15 protein-coding genes are annotated in these 18,509 nt (G+C 43.1%); 10 read left to right on the top strand and 5 right to left on the bottom strand.

Translation table 11 applies throughout. The annotated features are described in order from the left end of the window. Positions 1-98: 98 nt before the first annotated feature. Entirely contained in the window at positions 99-611 is a 513-nt protein-coding gene (locus tag GTQ34_RS12285; RefSeq protein ID WP_166524105.1) for a DUF456 domain-containing protein, read from the top strand. On the opposite strand, the gene GTQ34_RS12280 is transcribed toward GTQ34_RS12285, so the two are convergent. Beyond that, a complete protein-coding gene (locus GTQ34_RS12280) occupies positions 608-1,162 on the bottom strand; it encodes a nitroreductase family protein (RefSeq protein ID WP_166524104.1) in 555 nt (184 codons plus the stop codon). The two genes, GTQ34_RS12285 and GTQ34_RS12280, sit on opposite strands and share 4 nt — an antisense overlap. An 85-nt stretch (positions 1,163-1,247) precedes the next feature. Between GTQ34_RS12280 and hutH the strand changes: the two genes are divergently transcribed. From hutH to GTQ34_RS12240, 8 genes are all read left to right on the top strand, one after another. Further along, positions 1,248-2,828 carry a histidine ammonia-lyase gene (hutH, locus tag GTQ34_RS12275; RefSeq protein WP_166524103.1) on the top strand — a complete coding sequence of 527 codons (1,581 nt, stop codon included), beginning with the start codon at positions 1,248-1,250 and terminating at the stop codon, positions 2,826-2,828. Between the two features lie 2 nt (positions 2,829-2,830). Beyond that, the gene (gene hutI / locus GTQ34_RS12270; RefSeq protein ID WP_166524102.1) at positions 2,831-4,066 is read left to right on the top strand and encodes an imidazolonepropionase; all 1,236 of its coding nucleotides are present in this window, start codon (positions 2,831-2,833) and stop codon (positions 4,064-4,066) included. A gap of 2 nt (positions 4,067-4,068) precedes the next feature. After that, a complete protein-coding gene (locus GTQ34_RS12265; protein WP_166524101.1) occupies positions 4,069-6,084 on the top strand; it encodes a urocanate hydratase in 2,016 nt (671 codons plus the stop codon). Between the two features lie 6 nt (positions 6,085-6,090). After that, a complete protein-coding gene (hutG, locus tag GTQ34_RS12260) occupies positions 6,091-7,062 on the top strand; it encodes a formimidoylglutamase (RefSeq protein WP_166524100.1) in 972 nt (323 codons plus the stop codon). 269 nt (positions 7,063-7,331) lie between these two features. Continuing rightward, positions 7,332-8,546, top strand: a complete 1,215-nt coding sequence (dinB, locus tag GTQ34_RS12255) for a DNA polymerase IV (protein WP_166524099.1) — start codon at positions 7,332-7,334, stop codon at positions 8,544-8,546. A gap of 194 nt (positions 8,547-8,740) precedes the next feature. After that, on the top strand, positions 8,741-11,734 hold the full coding sequence (locus GTQ34_RS12250) for a DNA polymerase III subunit alpha (RefSeq protein WP_208103890.1): 2,994 nt from the start codon (positions 8,741-8,743) through the stop codon (positions 11,732-11,734). 207 nt (positions 11,735-11,941) lie between these two features. After that, positions 11,942-12,310: a DUF7009 family protein gene (locus GTQ34_RS12245; RefSeq protein ID WP_166524098.1), complete on the top strand. Its 369-nt coding sequence runs from the start codon at positions 11,942-11,944 to the stop codon at positions 12,308-12,310. A 6-nt stretch (positions 12,311-12,316) separates the two neighbouring features. Then, positions 12,317-14,623: an FdhF/YdeP family oxidoreductase gene (locus GTQ34_RS12240; protein ID WP_166524097.1), complete on the top strand. Its 2,307-nt coding sequence runs from the start codon at positions 12,317-12,319 to the stop codon at positions 14,621-14,623. On the opposite strand, the gene GTQ34_RS12235 is transcribed toward GTQ34_RS12240, so the two are convergent. From GTQ34_RS12235 to GTQ34_RS12220, 4 genes are read right to left on the bottom strand one after another with little or no spacing between them, the layout of a single operon-like run. Continuing rightward, complete coding sequence (locus GTQ34_RS12235) at positions 14,624-15,802, bottom strand: acyl-CoA dehydrogenase family protein (protein ID WP_166524096.1); 1,179 nt, start codon at positions 15,800-15,802, stop codon at positions 14,624-14,626. It lies immediately after the preceding gene. A 56-nt stretch (positions 15,803-15,858) separates the two neighbouring features. Continuing rightward, complete coding sequence (locus tag GTQ34_RS12230) at positions 15,859-16,572, bottom strand: tRNA1(Val) (adenine(37)-N6)-methyltransferase (RefSeq protein WP_166524095.1); 714 nt, start codon at positions 16,570-16,572, stop codon at positions 15,859-15,861. Positions 16,573-16,574: 2 nt separating this feature from the next. After that, positions 16,575-17,102: a ribosome maturation factor RimM gene (rimM, locus tag GTQ34_RS12225; protein WP_166524094.1), complete on the bottom strand. Its 528-nt coding sequence runs from the start codon at positions 17,100-17,102 to the stop codon at positions 16,575-16,577. Positions 17,103-17,113: 11 nt separating this feature from the next. Continuing rightward, positions 17,114-17,716 carry a 30S ribosomal protein S16 gene (locus GTQ34_RS12220; protein WP_166524093.1) on the bottom strand — a complete coding sequence of 201 codons (603 nt, stop codon included), beginning with the start codon at positions 17,714-17,716 and terminating at the stop codon, positions 17,114-17,116. A 262-nt stretch (positions 17,717-17,978) separates the two neighbouring features. Here GTQ34_RS12220 and GTQ34_RS12215 point away from each other — a divergent pair, with 262 nt between their 5' ends. Further along, positions 17,979-18,434, top strand: coding sequence for a ferritin-like domain-containing protein (locus tag GTQ34_RS12215; protein WP_166524092.1), 456 nt, complete (start codon positions 17,979-17,981; stop codon positions 18,432-18,434). Positions 18,435-18,509: the final 75 nt, after the last annotated feature.

Here is an 18,509-nt window from a genome sequence, read left to right as displayed (position 1 = left end):
AATTACGATTTTTTAATCATTTTGTTCATGTTCTTTGAACTGACACGAGCCGTTTGTGTAACAAATAGCTTCTATATTTGTCTAACAACTAAAAATGTATGGATATAGCCTTAACGCTGTTGGGATTTCTACTAATGCTGGTCGGCATTCTAGGAAGTTTTCTTCCTGTACTGCCTGGTCCACCTATAAGCTGGCTAGGGCTTCTTCTGCTTTATTTGACCAAAGCGATTCCCGATGACTGGTGGGTGTTGGGCATTACGCTGGCCATTGCACTTTTCATAACCATAATGGATTATATAATCCCAGCAATGGGCACCAAAAAGTTTGGTGGAAGCAAAGCAGGCATGTGGGGGACCATTGTTGGGCTTTTGGTGGCCATCTTCGTTCCAATATTCGGACCCTTTGGTATTATCATTTGGCCATTTATTGGAGCTCTGGTGGGGGAATTGCTGAACAAGGCCAATCAAAAAACGGCCCTTAAGGCGGCATTTGGTTCGTTTTTGGGTTTTTTGACCGGAACCTTTATGAAACTTGTGGTCACGGTCCTCTATGCGATATTCTATGTATATCTGAGCGTTAAGTATGCTGGGGAAATATTTCAATTCGGTTAATCCATCCACTCCACTTTTTCAGAAATTGGGCCTCTAATACCCTGTTCCACCTCGCCATCATAATACCCTATGTAAAAAAAACCAAGACATTTTTCACCCTCATTCAAATCAAAGAACTCGTCCATGTACTTAATGAGTCCTGGGGAACTCCAATAACAACCTATACCCATTTCAGCACAACAAAGCCACATGTTTTGCACAGCCATGGCAGTGGCGGCCATTTCTTCCCATTCTGGTACACTTTCCTTTGGATCGCGCTGCATGCAAATGGCAATAATCGCCCCTGCACGTTTTGGGTTTTCCATTAACTTCTTTATTTTAATCTGTTTGGGTTTTGGTTCGGTTTCCATGTACTTATAGGAAAGGAACAAGCCCAATTTGGCTTTAGATTCTCCCATAAGCACTTTAAACCGCCACGGTTCAGTCTTCTTATGGGTTGGTGCCCAATTGGCCGCTTCAAGAAGCTGCTCCAAGATCTCTTTGGCAATAGGTTTATCACTGTATTGAACGGGGAAAACAGATCTTCTTTTCTTTATGGTTTCAAAAATCATTGGATATCTCTTTTTTGAAATGGTTTTTTGACTCGTTTATGTCAAACTTAATGAATACTTTTAGCCTTACGAAATCGTTTTCTTAATGGACCAAAATCATACTGTTTTTTTGTATGGCCAAGACCATTTAACGGCCAAAATAGCTATTTCCATTGCCCGCGGAACCGTGCTCGGCACTTTTTCTGACAAAACCCGAAAACGGGTACATGATAGCAGTGAAATTGTGGGTCGCATTGTGGAAAAAGAACACCCGGTATATGGAATAAATACGGGTTTTGGGCCACTTTGTACCACAAGTGTTTCCAAAGAAGAAACCCGAATACTGCAACGTAATATTCTGCAAAGTCATAGCGTAGGCGTGGGAGAACCCATATCGGTTGAACTGGCCAAATTGATGCTTATTTTAAAAGTACACGCGCTGGCCAAGGGGTTCTCCGGCATTCGCATGGAAACCTTGGAAAGAATTGTTTGGCACATCGACAACGATGCTATTCCTGTAGTGCCTTCACAAGGCTCCGTAGGAGCTTCGGGGGATTTGGCGCCCCTTTCGCATTTGTTCTTACCGCTTATCGGCTTGGGCAAAGTAAATTTTGGAGGAAAAACAATAACCGCCGAGAAACTTTTCGAGAAAACCGAATTGAAGCCGTTGGAGCTGGGTCCCAAAGAGGGTCTGGCACTGATTAACGGCACCCAGTTTATTGCCGCGCATGGGGTATTGGTAGTCCAAAAATTGCAATATGTTTTACGACATGCGGACATTATCGGTGCTATGATGCTCGAAGGGCTGCAAGGTTCCATGAAGCCCTTCTACGAAGAACTGCATCAGCTTCGTCCCTTTAAGGGAAATCAGCATGTGGCAGGTCGGATTCGAACCCTGCTACAAGGTTCGGAAATATTGGAGGACCATATTGACTGCGAACGTGTACAAGATCCGTACTCACTGCGATGCATTCCCCAAGTACACGGAGCATCCCGAAATGCATGGCTCCACCTAAAGGAGCTTTTGGAGATTGAGTTGAACTCCGTAACCGATAATCCCGTTATCATCAATGATGAGCTCACCATAAGCGGCGGAAATTTTCACGGACAGCCATTGGCCATGGCCTTGGATTATGCTACGTTGGCAGCTTCTGAGATTGGAAATATTTCAGACCGAAGAATCTATCTAGCCTTGGAAGGCAATAGCCCCGGTGTGCCCAAATTGTTGATGGAAGACACGGGCATTAATTCGGGATACATGATTTTACAATATACCTCTGCAGCATTGGCCAGCGAGAATAAGGGGCTTTGTTTTCCAGCCAGTGCGGACAGCATTCCCACCTCACTCGGTCAAGAAGATCATGTGAGTATGGGGTCCATCAGCGCTCGAAAAGCGCTTCAAGTCATTGGGAATGTCGAGAAAATATTGGCTATTGAATTGTTGACCGCCGCCCAAGCTTTTGAATATAGAAAACCACTTAAATCAGGACTATTGTTGGATGAAATTCACAAATTCATCCGTATCAAAGTCTCTTTTGCAGAAAGCGATAGGGTTTTTGCCGATGATATTGAAAAGGGAATCGATATGGTCAAGAAAGGGGAAATCATCCGTTTGGTGGAAAAGGTGATGCAAGAAAACGAGCTTCAATGGAACACACCTTATTTGGAAGAATTTGAAACGTACTGAAAATGGACAGACAAACTCTAATAGGACCTTTTACCCAGTTACTCCCTATGACAGGATTGCCCTTAAAAGGAGCATTGAAGGACGAGCAATTGCCCGTTATTGAAAATGGTGGAATCGTGGTTTCCAAAGGAAAAATTTTGAAAATTGGCGTTTTTGAAGAATTAAAATCAGATGAAGTCCACATTTACCGTATTGAAGGCGAAAGTGTTTGCCTTCCAGGGTTCGTCGATTCCCATACCCATATCTGTTTTGCAGGAAGCCGTGCCCGTGATTATGCATTTAGAAATGCTGGAAAGACCTATTTGGAAATTGCAAAAGCAGGGGGAGGAATTTGGGATACCGTAACACAGACACGGAAGGCCTCCCAAAAGGATTTAGTGCATGGAATCGTGGCAAGAAGTAAATCCCACCTCAACAATGGGGTCACAACCATCGAAGTTAAAAGTGGTTACGGACTTTCAGTGGACGAAGAGGTGAAAATGCTTCGAGCCATAAAACTTGCCAACTCAAAAACAAAGGTAGACCTGGTTCCTACCTGCCTGGCGGCCCACATGAAACCTAAGGATTGGAGTAAGGACAAAGAATATCTGGATGTTATCGCCAACATCTTGTTTCCCTTGCTCAAATCTGAAAACTTAGCCCATCGCATCGATGCATTTGTTGAAGAAAGTGCTTTTTCTCCACAGGAAATCAAACCCTACTTTCAAAAAGCCAAAGAAATGGGATTCGATATTACTGTGCATGCCGATCAATTTACCACAGGCGGCAGTCAGGTAGCTGTCGATTTTGGTGCCATAAGTGCGGACCACTTGGAAACCAGCACCGAAAAAGAAATTCAACTTTTGGCGCAAAGTAATACCATTGCAAACGCTTTGCCCGGGGCTTCCCTTGGATTGGGATGCGCCTATACCCCGGCCCGTAAAATTTTGGACGCAGGCGGAGCCTTGTCCATTGCCAGCGACCATAATCCCGGGTCCGCGCCCATGGGTGACCTGTTGACGCAAGCCAGTATTTTAGGGACCTTTGAAAAACTATCCAATACAGAGGTTTTAGCTGGAATCACCTTTAGAGCGGCAGCTGCGCTGCGACTATCCGATAGGGGGAAATTGGAACCTAGAGCAATGGCCGATTTTGTGATGTTTCCAACGGACAACTATCAAGAAATCACCTATCACCAAGGACAAATGAAACCCAGCCAGGTTTGGAAGCAAGGAGAACCCATCTTTCAAAACGATTAAAAATGACAGCTACATTGACCAATTTTCAAACACAAGTGCTTCAAGGAATTCCTGAACAGCTTCCCCAAAAGAAGACATATTCCAAAAATGGGAATCCTGCCCCCAAGCGTAAGGATATCCTTTCCAAAAAAGAAAAAAAACTGGCCGTTCAAAATGCGCTCCGATATTTTCCTGAAGATTGGCACCAAGAACTAGCGGAAGAATTCGCCAACGAGCTCAAAACCCATGGTAGGATTTACATGTATCGGTTCAAGCCTGATTATAAAATATATGCGCGACCCATATCGGAATATCCTGCAAAGACCAAGCAGGCTGCTGCCATTATGCTGATGATTCAAAATAATTTGGACCCTGCCGTGGCCCAACACCCTGAAGAACTTATTACTTATGGAGGCAACGGAGCCGTATTCCAGAATTGGGCCCAGTACCTTTTGACCCTAAAATATTTGGCCGAAATGACAGAAGAGCAGACCCTGCATATGTTTTCGGGCCATCCCATGGGATTGTTCCCCTCGTCCAAAGAAGCCCCTAGGGTCGTGGTTACCAATGGCATGATGATTCCTAACTATTCCAAACCGGATGATTGGGAAAAATACAACGCCTTGGGCGTAACACAATACGGACAAATGACGGCAGGTTCATACATGTACATTGGCCCACAGGGCATTGTCCACGGAACCGCAATTACTGTAATGAATGCGTTCAGAAAAGTATTGGATAAAAATCAAGCCCCAGAAGGTAAAGTTTTCTTGACGGCCGGACTGGGAGGTATGAGTGGGGCCCAGCCTAAAGCAGGAAATATTGCTGGATGCATCACCGTTTGTGCGGAGGTCAATCCCGAAGCTGCCAAAAAACGCCATCAACAAGGATGGGTGGATGAACTTATCCAAGATTTGGATACGCTCGTAAACCGAACCAGAACCGCCATAGAAAATGAAGAAGTGATTTCATTGGCCTACATAGGTAATGTTGTGGATGTTTGGGAGCGGTTTGATGAAAAAGACATTTTCGTGCACTTGGGATCGGACCAAACCTCTTTGCACAATCCATGGGCGGGGGGATATTATCCCGTAGGGCTTTCTTTTGAAGAATCCAATATGATGATGGTGAAAAATCCTGCCAAGTTCAAGGAAAAAGTACAGGAATCCCTCCGAAGACAGATTAATGCCATCAATAAACATACTGCAAAGGGTACCTACTTTTTTGATTATGGAAATGCATTTTTGCTGGAGGTTTCACGAGCCGGTGGGAATGTAATGGCCGACAATAAAGTGGATTTCAGGTATCCCTCCTACGTGCAGGATATTTTGGGACCCATGTGTTTCGATTATGGCTTTGGTCCTTTCCGATGGGTATGCACATCTGGAGATTCAAAGGACCTTCAAAAAACCGATGCCATTGCCCTCGAGGTAATGAAAAGTATAAAAGCGGTAGCCCCGGAGGAAATACAACAACAGATGCAGGACAATATCAAATGGATTTCCGAAGCAGAACAAAACCAATTAGTGGTCGGTTCCCAAGCTCGAATCCTGTATGCCGATGCCGAGGGACGCAGTAAGATTGCAGATGCCTTCAACACGGCCATAGCCCAGGGAGAAATAAGTGCTCCCGTGGTTTTGGGAAGGGACCATCACGATGTCAGTGGTACGGATTCTCCCTTTAGGGAGACCAGCAATATTTATGATGGCAGCCAATTTACTGCTGATATGGCCATACACAATGTAATCGGCGACAGTTTTAGGGGTGCCACATGGGTCTCCATTCATAATGGTGGTGGAGTTGGGTGGGGCGAGGTCATCAATGGTGGCTTTGGTATGGTGCTGGATGGTTCCGAAGAGGCTTCCAACCGATTAAAAAACATGTTGTTCTACGATGTGAACAATGGTATTTCGAGAAGAAGCTGGGCCCGAAATAAAGAAGCTTTGTTTGCCATTAAACGTGAAATGGAACGTACACCAGAATTAAAGATAACCTTACCTCACTTGGTAGAACCAGAAATTTTGGATGACCTTTTTTAGATAAAAATGAAACATTACGAAGCGCCAAAAGAAGACCTCTGGACAGGACGAATATCCAATAAGTGGCTGTACCTTCATGAGAAAGTACACTGTACTCTGTTGGAAGATATTCCCGAAGCCCAAAAAAAGTCCATTGCCCTTTTGGGTTATGCTTGCGATGAGGGAGTGCGTCGCAATCAAGGAAGAATTGGAGCCGTAAAAGGTCCGGATGCCATAAAAAACAATATCGGTAAAATGCCGAACCATTTGGGAGGGCATATAGTTTTGCATGATGTCGGTTCCATTACCTGTAAGGATGGTGATATGGAAGCTGCCCAAAATGAACTTAAAAATGCAGTGTCATCACTTCTTATGAAAAAACAATTCCCCGTTGTTTTGGGCGGTGGGCATGATGTTGCCTATGGACATTACCAAGGGATTAAAAATTATTTGGATACAAAGAAAAAAGGCCAAAAAATCGGTATCATAAATTTTGATGCACATTTTGATCTTCGGAAGAATACGGAACAAGGCAATTCTGGAACCCCATTTTATCAGATTGCCAAAGATTGTGAAAATGAAATTATTGAGTTTAACTACCTCTGTTTAGGAATTCGAAAAGATGCCAACGATAGAAGTCTTTTTCAAGCAGCTAAAGACCTGAATGTTATTTATGTAATGTCCGATACCTTTCAAATGCATTTTTTGGAAGAAATCAATACATGGATCAATGCTTTTATCAAAAATGTGGACCATGTATATGTGACCATAGACTTGGATGGTTTTTCTTCAGCTTTTGCCCCTGGGGTCAGTGCAGCCTCGCCCATGGGCTTTACTCCCCGCATTGTTATTGAATGTTTAAAAACCATTATGGGCTCTGGAAAACTTATCAGCCTGGATATTGCCGAAATGAATCCACAGTATGATGTGGATGGACAAACGGCAAAATTGGCCGCTTCACTGGTACACTATGTGGCACACGCCATTTCGGGAAGTTGACGAAATTAGTTGGGCCTCAATTTTGACTTAGTCCAAAATTGGTTCTTAACAACAAAAAAAGCCTTCCAAAAGGAAAGCCTTTCATTGGTTAGCATCACTTCGATGCTTTAACCTGATTCCAACCCTGTGGATTGAAATCCAACACAACGGGACAAATATAAGGTGATTTTTCCGAAAAATGACAGCTTGATTTTGTTGCATTAATTTTTTGGAATATGTCCATATTATAGGAAATATTCCATAAATTAGCTTTTCCTCTCAACTAAACAATGAAAAAGACCATTCTACATCTAGATTTGGACACATTTTATGTTTCTGTGGAACGGATTATCAACACAGAGCTTAAGAACAAGCCCCTATTGGTTGGGGGCACGAGTGATCGTGGCGTAGTAGCCGCCTGCAGTTATGAAACCCGTGGTTTTGGAGTACACTCGGGCATGCCCATGAAAATGGCCAAGGAACTCTGTCCAGAAGCAGTAGTGATACGGGGCAATGCGGGCACGTACAGCAAGTATTCCGATGTAGTCACTGAAATTATCAAAGAACATGTGCCCTTATTCGAAAAATCGAGTATCGATGAATTCTACGCCGACCTTTCGGGCATGGACCGCTTCTTTGGTTGCTACAAGTATGCTTCTGAGATGCGAAAAAAAATTATTTGGGAGACCGGGTTGCCCATTTCTTTTGGCCTATCCGTAAACAAAGTGGTTTCCAAAGTGGCCACGAACGAAGCAAAGCCGAACAATCAACTTAAAATAGATTTCGGTCAGGAAAAACCTTTTCTAGCACCCTTGTCCATCAAAAAAATTCCCATGGTGGGCGACAAAACCTATCAAACCCTTAGGAATTTGGGCATACGAAAGGTGCGAACCATACAGGAAATGCCCATGGATATCATGCAACGGGTTTTGGGGGCCAATGGCACCATGATATGGAAGCGGGCCAATGGCATTGACAACACTCCGGTCATCCCCTTTCATGATCGAAAATCCATATCTACGGAAAGAACCTTTGACCGAGATACCATTGATGTAATCAAACTAAAGGGGATTTTGGTTGCCATGACCGAAAACCTGGCCTACCAATTACGAAGAGGTGACAAACTCACGGCCTGCATTGCAGTTAAAATCCGCTATTCCGATTTCAACACCTATTCCAAACAGCTGCGGATTCCATATACCAGTGCCGATCATATTTTAATTCCCAAGATTTTGGAACTGTTCCGGGGATTGTACAACAAACGGATGCTGGTACGGTTGGTCGGAATCCGATTCAGCCATCTGGTGTCGGGTAATTACCAAATCAACCTTTTTGAGGACACCGAAGAGACATTGAATCTGTACAATGCCATGGACAGGGTACGCAACCGTTTTGGCGACCGGAGCATTTTTCGGGCTTCGTCCATGGGCGCCAAGACCATCGGCAGAATGCACAATCCCTTTAATGGTGAGCCTCCTGTGGTATTGGCACATCGAAAACAATAATAGCCTGTCACCTCGAGCGCAGTCGAGAGGTCTTTTGAAAACCAGAATTTTTACCGTCGGTCTCGACTGCGCTCGACCTGACATAAGATATAAGACAAATGTGAAATACAATTAGCATAAAATTGAAACTGATAAAGTCTAACATCTAAAATCTAGCTTCTAACATCTATTTAAACTGCCACACATATTACAGCATGCGCTTCGGGACTTTTTCCGAAAAGGAACTATTACAATTGGCTCAAGAGAACTACGTTACCCAATTGGTGCTGACGGACATCAACAATACCTCAGCTTGTCTCAATTTTGTGCGGAAAGCTCCCGAATACAACGTCCGCCCTATTCTCGGCATTGATTTCAGGAATGGTGTACAGCCCCGTTTCGTGGGCATTGCAAAAAACAACGAAGGGTATTTAGAAATCAATAATTTTTTATCAAAACATCTTCATGAAGCGCTCGAAATACCCATACAAGCTCCTCCTTTTCAAAATGCTTTTGTAATCTATCCCTTTGAACAAGTCCTCCTGAACGAGCAGCAAGATTTTCAGGATAATGAGTTCATCGGCATCTCCATCAACGAACTTCGAAGACTTCCCTTTTCCGGTTTAATGAGATACCGAGACAAATTGGTAGTACAACAACCGGTCACTTTTAGAAACAAACAAGATTTTAATGCCCATCGACTGTTGAGGGCCATTGATAATAATGTGTTGCTGAGCAAACTTCCAAAGGAAGAAGAGGGAAACGAAGACGAAAAAATGTACCCTGTTCAAAATTTGGCAGCCGCTTTTTCGGAATATCCCTTCATTTTGGAAAATACCGAGTGCCTTTTAAATCAATGCAATATCCATTTCGATTTTTCGAAAGGGCGAAAGCCCCAAAATCTGCGAAGCTATTTGGGAAGCGTGGAAGCGGATGAAAAATTGATTGAAAAACTGTGCTACGAAGGCCTCCCCTATCGCTATGAAAAAATTGATGAATCCATCAAAAATCGGTTGGACAAAGAGTTGAAGCTCATTAAGAAAATGGGGTTTGTTTCCTATTTTTTAATCAATTGGGATATTGTTTCCGAAGCACGCCGAAGAGGGTTCTATTATGTGGGTCGGGGCAGTGGGGCCAACAGCATTGTCGCCTACCTGCTTCGAATTACCGATGTGGACCCCATGGAACTGGACCTCTATTTTGAGCGCTTCATCAATTTGTATCGGGCCAATCCCCCTGATTTTGATATTGATTTTTCATGGAAGGACCGACCCGCCATGACCCAATATATTTTTGATCGCTTTCAACATGTGGCCCTTTTGGGCACTTACGTAACGTTCAAAGAACGTGGGGTTATCAGGGAGTTGGGCAAAGTCTTCGGGCTGCCTCCTCAGGAAATCGATTTTTTGATAGAAGGAAGGTACAACCCCAATCAATTGGATGGAGTATCCAAATTGGTCCTTAAATACGGAAGGCTTCTAAAAGGGAAACCCAACTACCTCAGCATTCATGCTGGGGGTATTTTGATCAGTGAAAGGCCTCTACACTGGTTTTCGGCCACCCATCTTCCCCCAAAGGGATTTCCGACCACGCAGTACGACATGGTCATTGCCGAAGATGTTGGCCTCTACAAATTCGATATATTAGGGCAACGGGGACTGGGCAAAATCAAGGAGGCTCTGGAAATTCTTGCCTACAATCAACCTGAAAAATTTGAAGAGGTTGACATTCATGACATCAAGGGCTTCAAAACAGACATTATCATCAACAACCTCATTAAAACTGCACAATGCATGGGCTGTTTTTATGTGGAATCGCCTGCCATGCGAATGTTACTCAAAAAACTGGAGGTCGACAACTATTTAGGCTTGGTCGCTGCAAGTTCCATCATTCGTCCCGGAGTAGCCAAAAGCGGCATGATGCGGGAATACATTTTACGACATCGGAACAAAGGTCGAGCCGAGGAAAAAGCACACCCCGTAATGTTGGACATTATGCCCGACACCTATGGGGTAATGGTCTATCAAGAGGATGTAATTAAAGTCGCCCATCATTTTGCAGATTTGGATTTGGGCGAGGCCGATGTACTTCGAAGAGGAATGAGCGGGAAATTTCGGTCTCGCGAAGAATTCCAAAAGGTTAAGGACAAGTTCATTGCCAACTGCCGAAAAAAAGGCTATCCCGACACCCTCATTTTTGAGGTTTGGAACCAGGTCGCCAGTTTTGCAGGCTATGCCTTTGCCAAGGGCCATTCAGCTTCTTATGCAGTTGAAAGCTATCAGAGCCTATTTTTGAGGGCTTATTTTCCGTTGGAATATATGGTCGCCGTACTCAATAACGGGGGTGGGTTTTATCGTTCAGAATTCTATATTCATGATGCACGGATGATGGGGGCTACCATCCATCCACCCTGCATCAACAACAGCGTGATTGTCAATCGTATCTGTGGAACCCATATTTATTTGGGAATGATGTACCTACGCGATTTGGAAAGCCGAGTCATGGAACGGATTGTAAAAGAAAGGTTTCAAAATGGCAACTTCATATCATTGGAAGACTTTTTGGACCGTGTTTTTATTTCCGTAGAGCAACTTTCGATTCTTATTCGTATCGATGCTTTTCGGTTTACAGGCATCAATAAGCACGAACTCCTTTGGAAAACCCATTTGATGCTGTCCAAAAATGACCGTTTGGAACATCCAAAGCTTTTTCCGCCCCGACATCGAAAATTTCAAATTCCCCAACTGCATACCACAACTTTGGAAACCGCCTTTGAACAATTGGAGTTGTTGGGCTTCTGCCTGTGCAGTCCTTTTGAGCTATTGGCCGAACCTCCCAAAAATTCCAACGGGCAACGGGATTTATCCCACTATTTGGACAAGTACATCGACATCTATGGCTACTTGGTCACTGTAAAAAATACAAACACCCATACGGGCAAGCGTATGCACTTTGCGACATTGGTCGACCAACATGGGGAAGTGTTCGACACGGTGCTGTTTCCTCCTGTGGCGGCCAAATATCATTTTAGAGGCAAGGGTATTTATCGCTTTTATGGCAAAGTAGTGGAAGAATTTGGCTTTTTGAGCATCGAGGTCATAAAAATGCAGAAGCAGGATTATATCGCCGACCCTCGATATTCCGATATGAAAACGAGCAAAAAACTCTTGCAGGCAAGGGAAGAAAAGAAATCAAACGCAGGTTCTTAAAACCAAAAAGAGCCCTTTCTGTTAGGAGAGGACTCTTTTACGAGAACACTATATGAAAATGAAAAAATTACTTTCTGATTAATTACATAGTAAAAGTATCTGATTGTTCTTTTTTATAAAAAGAAATGATGTGTAAGCGGAAAAAACTGTGGTCAACTTTACAAATCCTGTTTTTCATTGTACCTTATATGCTCAATATCCCAAAACATGAAAATACGAATCAAGGACAATTCTGTTAGATACCGGCTCACCCAATCTGAAGTAAAACAGTTTTGCGAAACCGGAAAGGTAGCGGCTAAAACCCGTTTTCCAGAAGGCGATCTGTGCTATCAACTAATCCAGAATAATGAAATTGATGACCTATCTGCAAGTTTTAATAGTGGCAGTATCAGTTTGATGGTTCCAACACATCTAGCAAAAAATTGGCATCAAAATGAAATTGTTGGATTTCAGCACGAAATGAAACTCGAAGATGGCGCCACACTTTCTCTTTTGGTGGAAAAAGACTTTGTGTGCCTGGACAATACCATAGAAGACCAATCTGACAATTATCCCAATCCCAAACTTCAAGCCTGAGTTACCATGGAAAAAGATTTCAAAAGGAACGTTTCGCTTACCGGGGAAATCACCTTCACAGGGTTGCGCCTCCAAAAACCCATGCAAACCTCCGCAGGTCTTTTGGGGGTCAAAGAGGCTTTGCGGCATAGTTTTAAGGAAATGGGCGTTGTCCGTTCCATGCGGGCCCTTTTGGAGATGAACCAAGAAGACGGTTTTCGCTGTCCCAGTTGTGCATGGCCTGTTCCCGAGCATCCATCAAAAATCGCGGAATATTGCGAAAATGGGGCCAAAGCATTGGCCGACGAAGCCACCACAGCGCATGTTGCCGCCGATTTTTTTGCAAAAATATCTGTAGAGGAGCTATCCCGCTTAAGCGATTTTGAACTCAATAAACTGGGACGGGTCGTGGAACCAATGGTCCTTAAACCAAACAGCATACATTATGAGCCTATCTCTTGGCAAGATGCTTTTGAATTAATTTCGGAAGAATTACATGGTCTTGAAAACCCGGATGAAGCTATTTTTTATACCTCGGGAAGATCAAGCAACGAAGCGGCATTCCTATACGGTATGTTTGTTCGAGCTTTTGGCACCAACAATATGCCAGATTGCTCCAACATGTGCCACGAATCATCAGGTGTGGCCCTTTCGGAAACACTGGGCATTGGCAAAGGCTCCGTAAAATTGGATGATTTATATGGAGCAGAGGTTATTTTGGTAGTGGGTCAAAATCCTGGGACCAATCATCCTAGAATGCTATCTGCTTTGGAAAAATGCAAACGCAATGGAGGCAAGATCATTAGCATAAATCCATTGGCTGAAACAGGTTTGGTTAGCTTTAAAAATCCTCAAAGTGTTTCAGATATGTTGGGAAGTGGTCAACCGATTGCCGACATACATCTTCCCGTTAAAATAAATGAGGATATCGCTTTGGCAAAACTCATCTTGAAAAAATTGGTTGCCCTCGACGCCAAAAAAGGCAGCGTTATCGACCATGAATTCATTGTAGAATATGTTGATGGCTATGACAGATTAGTTCAAGACCTGGCCAGCTATGATAGTGAAACCTTGCAGCAACGAACAGGGGTCTCCATGCGAAAAATTGATAAAACTGTTCAGCTCTTGGCCGAAAACTCCAAAATTGTGGTCTGTTGGGCCATGGGGCTCACCCAACACAAAAATGCGGTGGAGTGCATAAAAGAATACGTGAACATTTTGTTGCTGAAGGGCGCTGTGGGCAAACCTTTTGCGGGAACATGTCCTGTACGTGGACATAGTAACGTGCAAGGTGATCGTTCTGTGGGCATTATGCATTATGTGAACAAAACATTGAACCAAAAAATTCGGGAGCATCTTAAATTTGAGCCCCCTACCGAGCCTGGTTATGATACTGTAAACGCAATCAAGGCCATGCACGAAAAAAAAGCCAAGGTTTTTATTTGTTTAGGCGGTAACTTTTTAATGGCCGCATCCGACACCCAATATACTGCGGAAGCTATTCAGAATTGTGCTCTAACGGTTCAGATAAGTACCAAATTGAACCGAAGTCATTTGGTTACGGGAAAGACGGCACTCCTACTTCCTACTTTTGGCCGTTCAGAAAAAGACGAGAAAAATGGCAATCTTCAATTTTTGACCATGGAGAGCAGTACGGGCAAGGTTAGGCAGAGCAAAGGGTTATTAAAACCAGCTTCGAAACACATTAAAAGTGAACCTGAGATTATCGCACTCATGGCCCATACCTATTTTAAAGGCAACCACTCAATGGATTGGCATGCTTTGGGACAAGATTATAACCTCATCCGAAGCTTGATAGACAAAACTGTAAAAGGGTTTGAAAATACTAATGAACGCTCCAAAGGATTCGGTTATTATTTGCCGAACAATGTTCGTGAACGTGATTTTAGAATGCTGCCCAATGGTAGGGCCCAGTTGTCCATTACTTCGTTGCCGGATCACAAACTTGAACCTGATGAATTGCTCTTGATGACGATTCGCTCCCATGACCAGTTCAACACTACCATTTATGGCTTAAACGATCGATACAGAGGCATTCACAACGAGCGCCGGGTGATTTTTATGAACGAACAGGACATGTTGGATAAGCATTTAAGCAAATTGGATGTGGTCAATCTTCACAGCAATTATGATGACCTCAAACGGACTGCAGAAAAATTTCTTGTGATTCCCTACGAAATTCCGAAAGGAAACATAGCTGCCTATTTTCCGGAAACCAATTTATTGGTCCCCTACAATCATTTTGCGGACAAGAGTCAGACCCCTATCAGCAAATCCATCAAGGTAACTGTGGAAAAGATTTCCAAATACTGATTATTTAAACGCCTGAATCCCCGTAATATCTGCCCCGGTAATCAATAAATGGATATCGTGGGTGCCTTCGTAAGTAATTACACTCTCCAAGTTCATCATGTGGCGCATGATACTGTATTCGCCCGTAATACCCATTCCTCCAAGAACTTGTCGTGCTTCTCGGGCAATTTTAATGGCCATTTCCACATTGTTTCGTTTGGCCATGGATATTTGCGCCGTGGTAGCTTTTCCTTCGTTTTTCAATTGTCCCAGTCGGAAAGCCAATAACTGTGCCTTGGTGATTTCAGTGATCATCTCAGCCAGTTTCTTCTGCTGTAATTGAAATGCCGCAATGGGTTTCCCAAACTGGATGCGTTCCTTGGCATATCGAAGCGCTGTATCATAGCAGTCCATAGCTGCCCCGATGGCGCCCCATGCAATTCCATAGCGAGCAGAGTCCAAACAACCAAGCGGTGCCCCAAGACCACTCTTGCCAGTAAGAAGATTTTCTTTTGGAACTTTTACATTGTCAAAAATCAACTCTCCTGTTGCAGAAGCTCGGAGCGACCATTTGTTGTGGGTCTCAGGTGTAGAAAAGCCTTCCATTCCCCTTTCAACAATGAGTCCATGAATACGACCCTCTTCGTTTTTGGCCCAGACTACAGCAACATCTGCAAAAGGCGAATTGGAAATCCAAAGTTTGGCCCCATTTAAAAGATAATGGTCGCCCATATCCTTGTATTTGGTTTCCATGCCACCTGGATTGGAACCATGATTGGGTTCTGTAAGTCCAAAACAGCCCATCCATTCTCCCGTCGCCAATTTAGGCAAGTATTTTTTACGCTGCTCTTCAGTACCGTAAGTAAAAATGGGATACATGACCAATGAAGACTGCACTGAAGCTGTGGAGCGCACCCCACTATCACCTCTTTCTATCTCCTGCATAATCAACCCATAGCTGATTTGATCTAACCCCGCTCCCCCATATTCCTCAGGAATGTAAGGTCCGAATGCTCCAATTTCTGCCAAACCGCCTATTATCTGTTTCGGAAATTCAGCTTTTTGTGCATACTCCTCTATAATGGGAGAAATGTCGCGTTTTACCCATTGTCTGGCTGCATCACGCACCAATTTGTGCTCTTCGGAAAGCAGGTCATCTAGGTCGTAGTAATCCGGGGCTTCGAATAAATCGGGCTTCATGTAAAAAAATTTTGATCAAAGATAATCATGAAATATAACAATCAAATCGACTATTGTTACATTTTTAAATAAAAGGGGCTGGTTAATTCGCTATAAGCCTTTGTGTATTGATGACGAGCCAATTCAATTACCAATTCACCCACTTTTGGTTCTCCTTCGGAAAACCTCATTTCCAACATGCTTCTTTTAATTTCGGCACTTGGACTTCCTTTCACTCTGGTGATTCGCTTAGGATAAAGTCCAGATCGTTTTCCCATTTCAAGAAACCTTCTTTCTTCCTTAAAAGGAAGAATTACAGCAAATAGGCCGTTATGGGAAAGCAACTTGGCAACGCCTCCCAAGAGTTCATCAAAAGGCAAGGATTTTGTTTGTCTTGCCCTATCTCTGGAGCTATTTCCGCTGGTCACTTCTTCTTCATAAAAAGGTGGATTGGAAATAATTAAATCATAGTTATCCTCCACTTCGTCCACAAATTCCATAAAATCTGCATGGTAACAGAACAACCTATCCGACCATGGAGATTCCTCAAAGTTGGCCACACATTGTTCATAGGTTTCATCATCCAGCTCTATGGCATCTATCAGTTCTGCTGAAGTACGCTGGGCCATTTGTAAAGCAATAAGACCCGTTCCAGTTCCTATATCGAGTATAGTATTCGGTTGATTGTCCACCGATGCCCAAGCTCCCAGGAGCACACCATCTGTTCCGACTTTCATAGAAGAGCGGTCTTGATGAATTGTAAATTGTTTGAAAATAAAAGGCGCACCCATCTTTAGTTAAGATATAAGTCAACCAATCCTTCCGGGGTTTCTATATGGATAATCCGGTTTTTGCGGTCAACTTTCTTTATAAAATCATCGCTTATAGGTATCAAAAGCTCCTTGCCATCTTTTTCCACTTCAAAAAGCTCCTGTGACGCGTTGTCGTTTATTCCCTTAATGATTCCTATATCGCCATATACCTTGTCCATTAAAGTGAACCCTATCACTTCATGAAAATAGAACTTGTTTCCTTCAAGAGGTGGTAGCATGGTCAAGGGAAGGTAGAGTTCGGACCCAATAATTTTGTCCGCAGCGGATTCATCTTTTACATCCTCAAAATCGATACGAAGTAAATTAGATTTATGGAGACGGCAACGATGAATAAAAAATGGAACCAGATTGTTTCCCAATGAAACAAATACTGATTCCATATTTTCGTAGATTTCAGGGTTATCGGTGTCCAATTTAATCAACACCTCTCCCTTAAAACTATATTTTGAAACGACTTTGCCCAGGTAGAAACAATCTTCCTTGCGCATAGTCTACTATCCTATTCTTCTTCTTTGGATGCTTCCTCTTCGGCTGGGGCCTCAGCTACTGGCTCTTCGGCAGCAGCTTCTTGTGCTGGTTCTTCAACAGCTGGGGCTTCTTCAGTGGCCGCTTCGGTTGTTTCTTCGGTTGTTTCTTCGGCAACTTCTTCCTCCACTTCCACAGCAGCGGCAGCTCTTTTTTCACTTACTTCTTTCTCCGCTTCCAATGCTTTTGCCCTGGCGTCTGCCTCCGCTTTGGTCAAACCGTCTTTTTTAGCTTGAACGGCCTTTTCTTTCTCTTCCAACCAAGCATTGAATTTTTCTTCCACCTGCTCTTCGGTCAATGCCCCTTTGGCAACGCCCCCCATCAAGTGATGCTTCAACATAACACCTTTATAAGAAAGAATGGCTCTGGCAGTATCTGTAGGTTGTGCACCATTCTGCAACCACTTTACCGAGTTGTCTACATTGATATCGATAGTTGCTGGATTAGTATTGGGGTTGTAAATTCCCAATTTTTCCAAAAATTTACCATCTCGTTTTGCTCTGGAATCTGCGGCAACCACCCAATAAAATGGTTTACCTTTTTTACCGTGTCTTTGAAGTCTAATCTTAACTGGCATATCACATTAATTTGTAGGGTGCCCGACCCTGGTTATTAATTCTTCGTTGTCCGCTTTTCTATTAATCGGGTGCAAATATACATTTATTTATTAATTGTATCTCAAAGGAATTCAAAAAGTTAAATCCTTTTAACAAACCGGTCCAATACCGTTAAAATTATATTAAAGGCACCGTCAGATTTGGAATTGGGCAAAAAATCTGTAGTTTATATATAAGTTATTGAAAGTCAATAACATATTAATTAAAAATGAAGTAGATTAAATGGAGTACACAGTAGAAATTTCAAACAAACTAAACGAATTATTAGAACGAACTTATGACGCGGAAAAAGGCTTCAAGCAAGTCGCGGATAAAGCGGACAATGAGGTCATAAGAGAATTCTTTGAAGATAGGGCCAAACAACGTTACGACTTTGGACACGAATTGAAAAAGGAAATTAAAGCTTTCGGACAGAATCCCGATAAGGGTGGAAGCACCAAAGGAACCTTTCACAGAAGATGGATTGATTTTAAATCCCTATTTACCTCAAATGATGACGAGGCCATATTGGAAGAGGTCAAACGAGGAGAAAAGGAAGCCATTGAAACCTATAATGATTTAATCAATGACACCAATTTCGTGCTACCACCATCCACCGAAAATTTGTTGATGAGGCAAAGAAACATGATTAGGGAAACCTTAGATACCGCCAACATTTACGAAAACGCAGTGTCCTAGTGGTCTTAACATAAAACCCAGAAAGAGAGCCGGATAATTGTCCGGCTTTTTTAGTTGATAACTCGTCAAAACTCT

The sequence above is a fragment of the Flagellimonas ochracea genome (assembly GCF_009903685.1).
Lineage (GTDB): Bacteria > Bacteroidota > Bacteroidia > Flavobacteriales > Flavobacteriaceae > Flagellimonas > Flagellimonas ochracea.
Note: the sequence above shows the minus strand (reverse complement) of the source record. Positions and strands in the feature narration are given on the sequence as shown.

Excerpts from the sequence above, each read along its gene's own strand:
- GTQ34_RS12245 (WP_166524098.1), top strand. The coding sequence starts at position 11,942 with ATGAAAATACGAATCAAGGACAATTCTGTTAGATACCGGCTCACCCAA.
- GTQ34_RS12285 (WP_166524105.1), top strand. The coding sequence starts at position 99 with ATGGATATAGCCTTAACGCTGTTGGGATTTCTACTAATGCTGGTCGGC.
- GTQ34_RS12220 (WP_166524093.1), bottom strand. The coding sequence starts at position 17,716 with ATGCCAGTTAAGATTAGACTTCAAAGACACGGTAAAAAAGGTAAACCA.
- rimM (WP_166524094.1), bottom strand. The coding sequence starts at position 17,102 with ATGCGCAAGGAAGATTGTTTCTACCTGGGCAAAGTCGTTTCAAAATAT.
- GTQ34_RS12280 (WP_166524104.1), bottom strand. The coding sequence starts at position 1,162 with ATGATTTTTGAAACCATAAAGAAAAGAAGATCTGTTTTCCCCGTTCAA.
- GTQ34_RS12230 (WP_166524095.1), bottom strand. The coding sequence starts at position 16,572 with ATGGGTGCGCCTTTTATTTTCAAACAATTTACAATTCATCAAGACCGC.
- GTQ34_RS12240 (WP_166524097.1), top strand. The coding sequence starts at position 12,317 with ATGGAAAAAGATTTCAAAAGGAACGTTTCGCTTACCGGGGAAATCACC.
- GTQ34_RS12235 (WP_166524096.1), bottom strand. The coding sequence starts at position 15,802 with ATGAAGCCCGATTTATTCGAAGCCCCGGATTACTACGACCTAGATGAC.
- hutH (WP_166524103.1), top strand. The coding sequence starts at position 1,248 with ATGGACCAAAATCATACTGTTTTTTTGTATGGCCAAGACCATTTAACG.
- dinB (WP_166524099.1), top strand. The coding sequence starts at position 7,332 with ATGAAAAAGACCATTCTACATCTAGATTTGGACACATTTTATGTTTCT.
- hutI (WP_166524102.1), top strand. The coding sequence starts at position 2,831 with ATGGACAGACAAACTCTAATAGGACCTTTTACCCAGTTACTCCCTATG.
- GTQ34_RS12215 (WP_166524092.1), top strand. The coding sequence starts at position 17,979 with ATGGAGTACACAGTAGAAATTTCAAACAAACTAAACGAATTATTAGAA.
- GTQ34_RS12265 (WP_166524101.1), top strand. The coding sequence starts at position 4,069 with ATGACAGCTACATTGACCAATTTTCAAACACAAGTGCTTCAAGGAATT.
- GTQ34_RS12250 (WP_208103890.1), top strand. The coding sequence starts at position 8,741 with ATGCGCTTCGGGACTTTTTCCGAAAAGGAACTATTACAATTGGCTCAA.
- hutG (WP_166524100.1), top strand. The coding sequence starts at position 6,091 with ATGAAACATTACGAAGCGCCAAAAGAAGACCTCTGGACAGGACGAATA.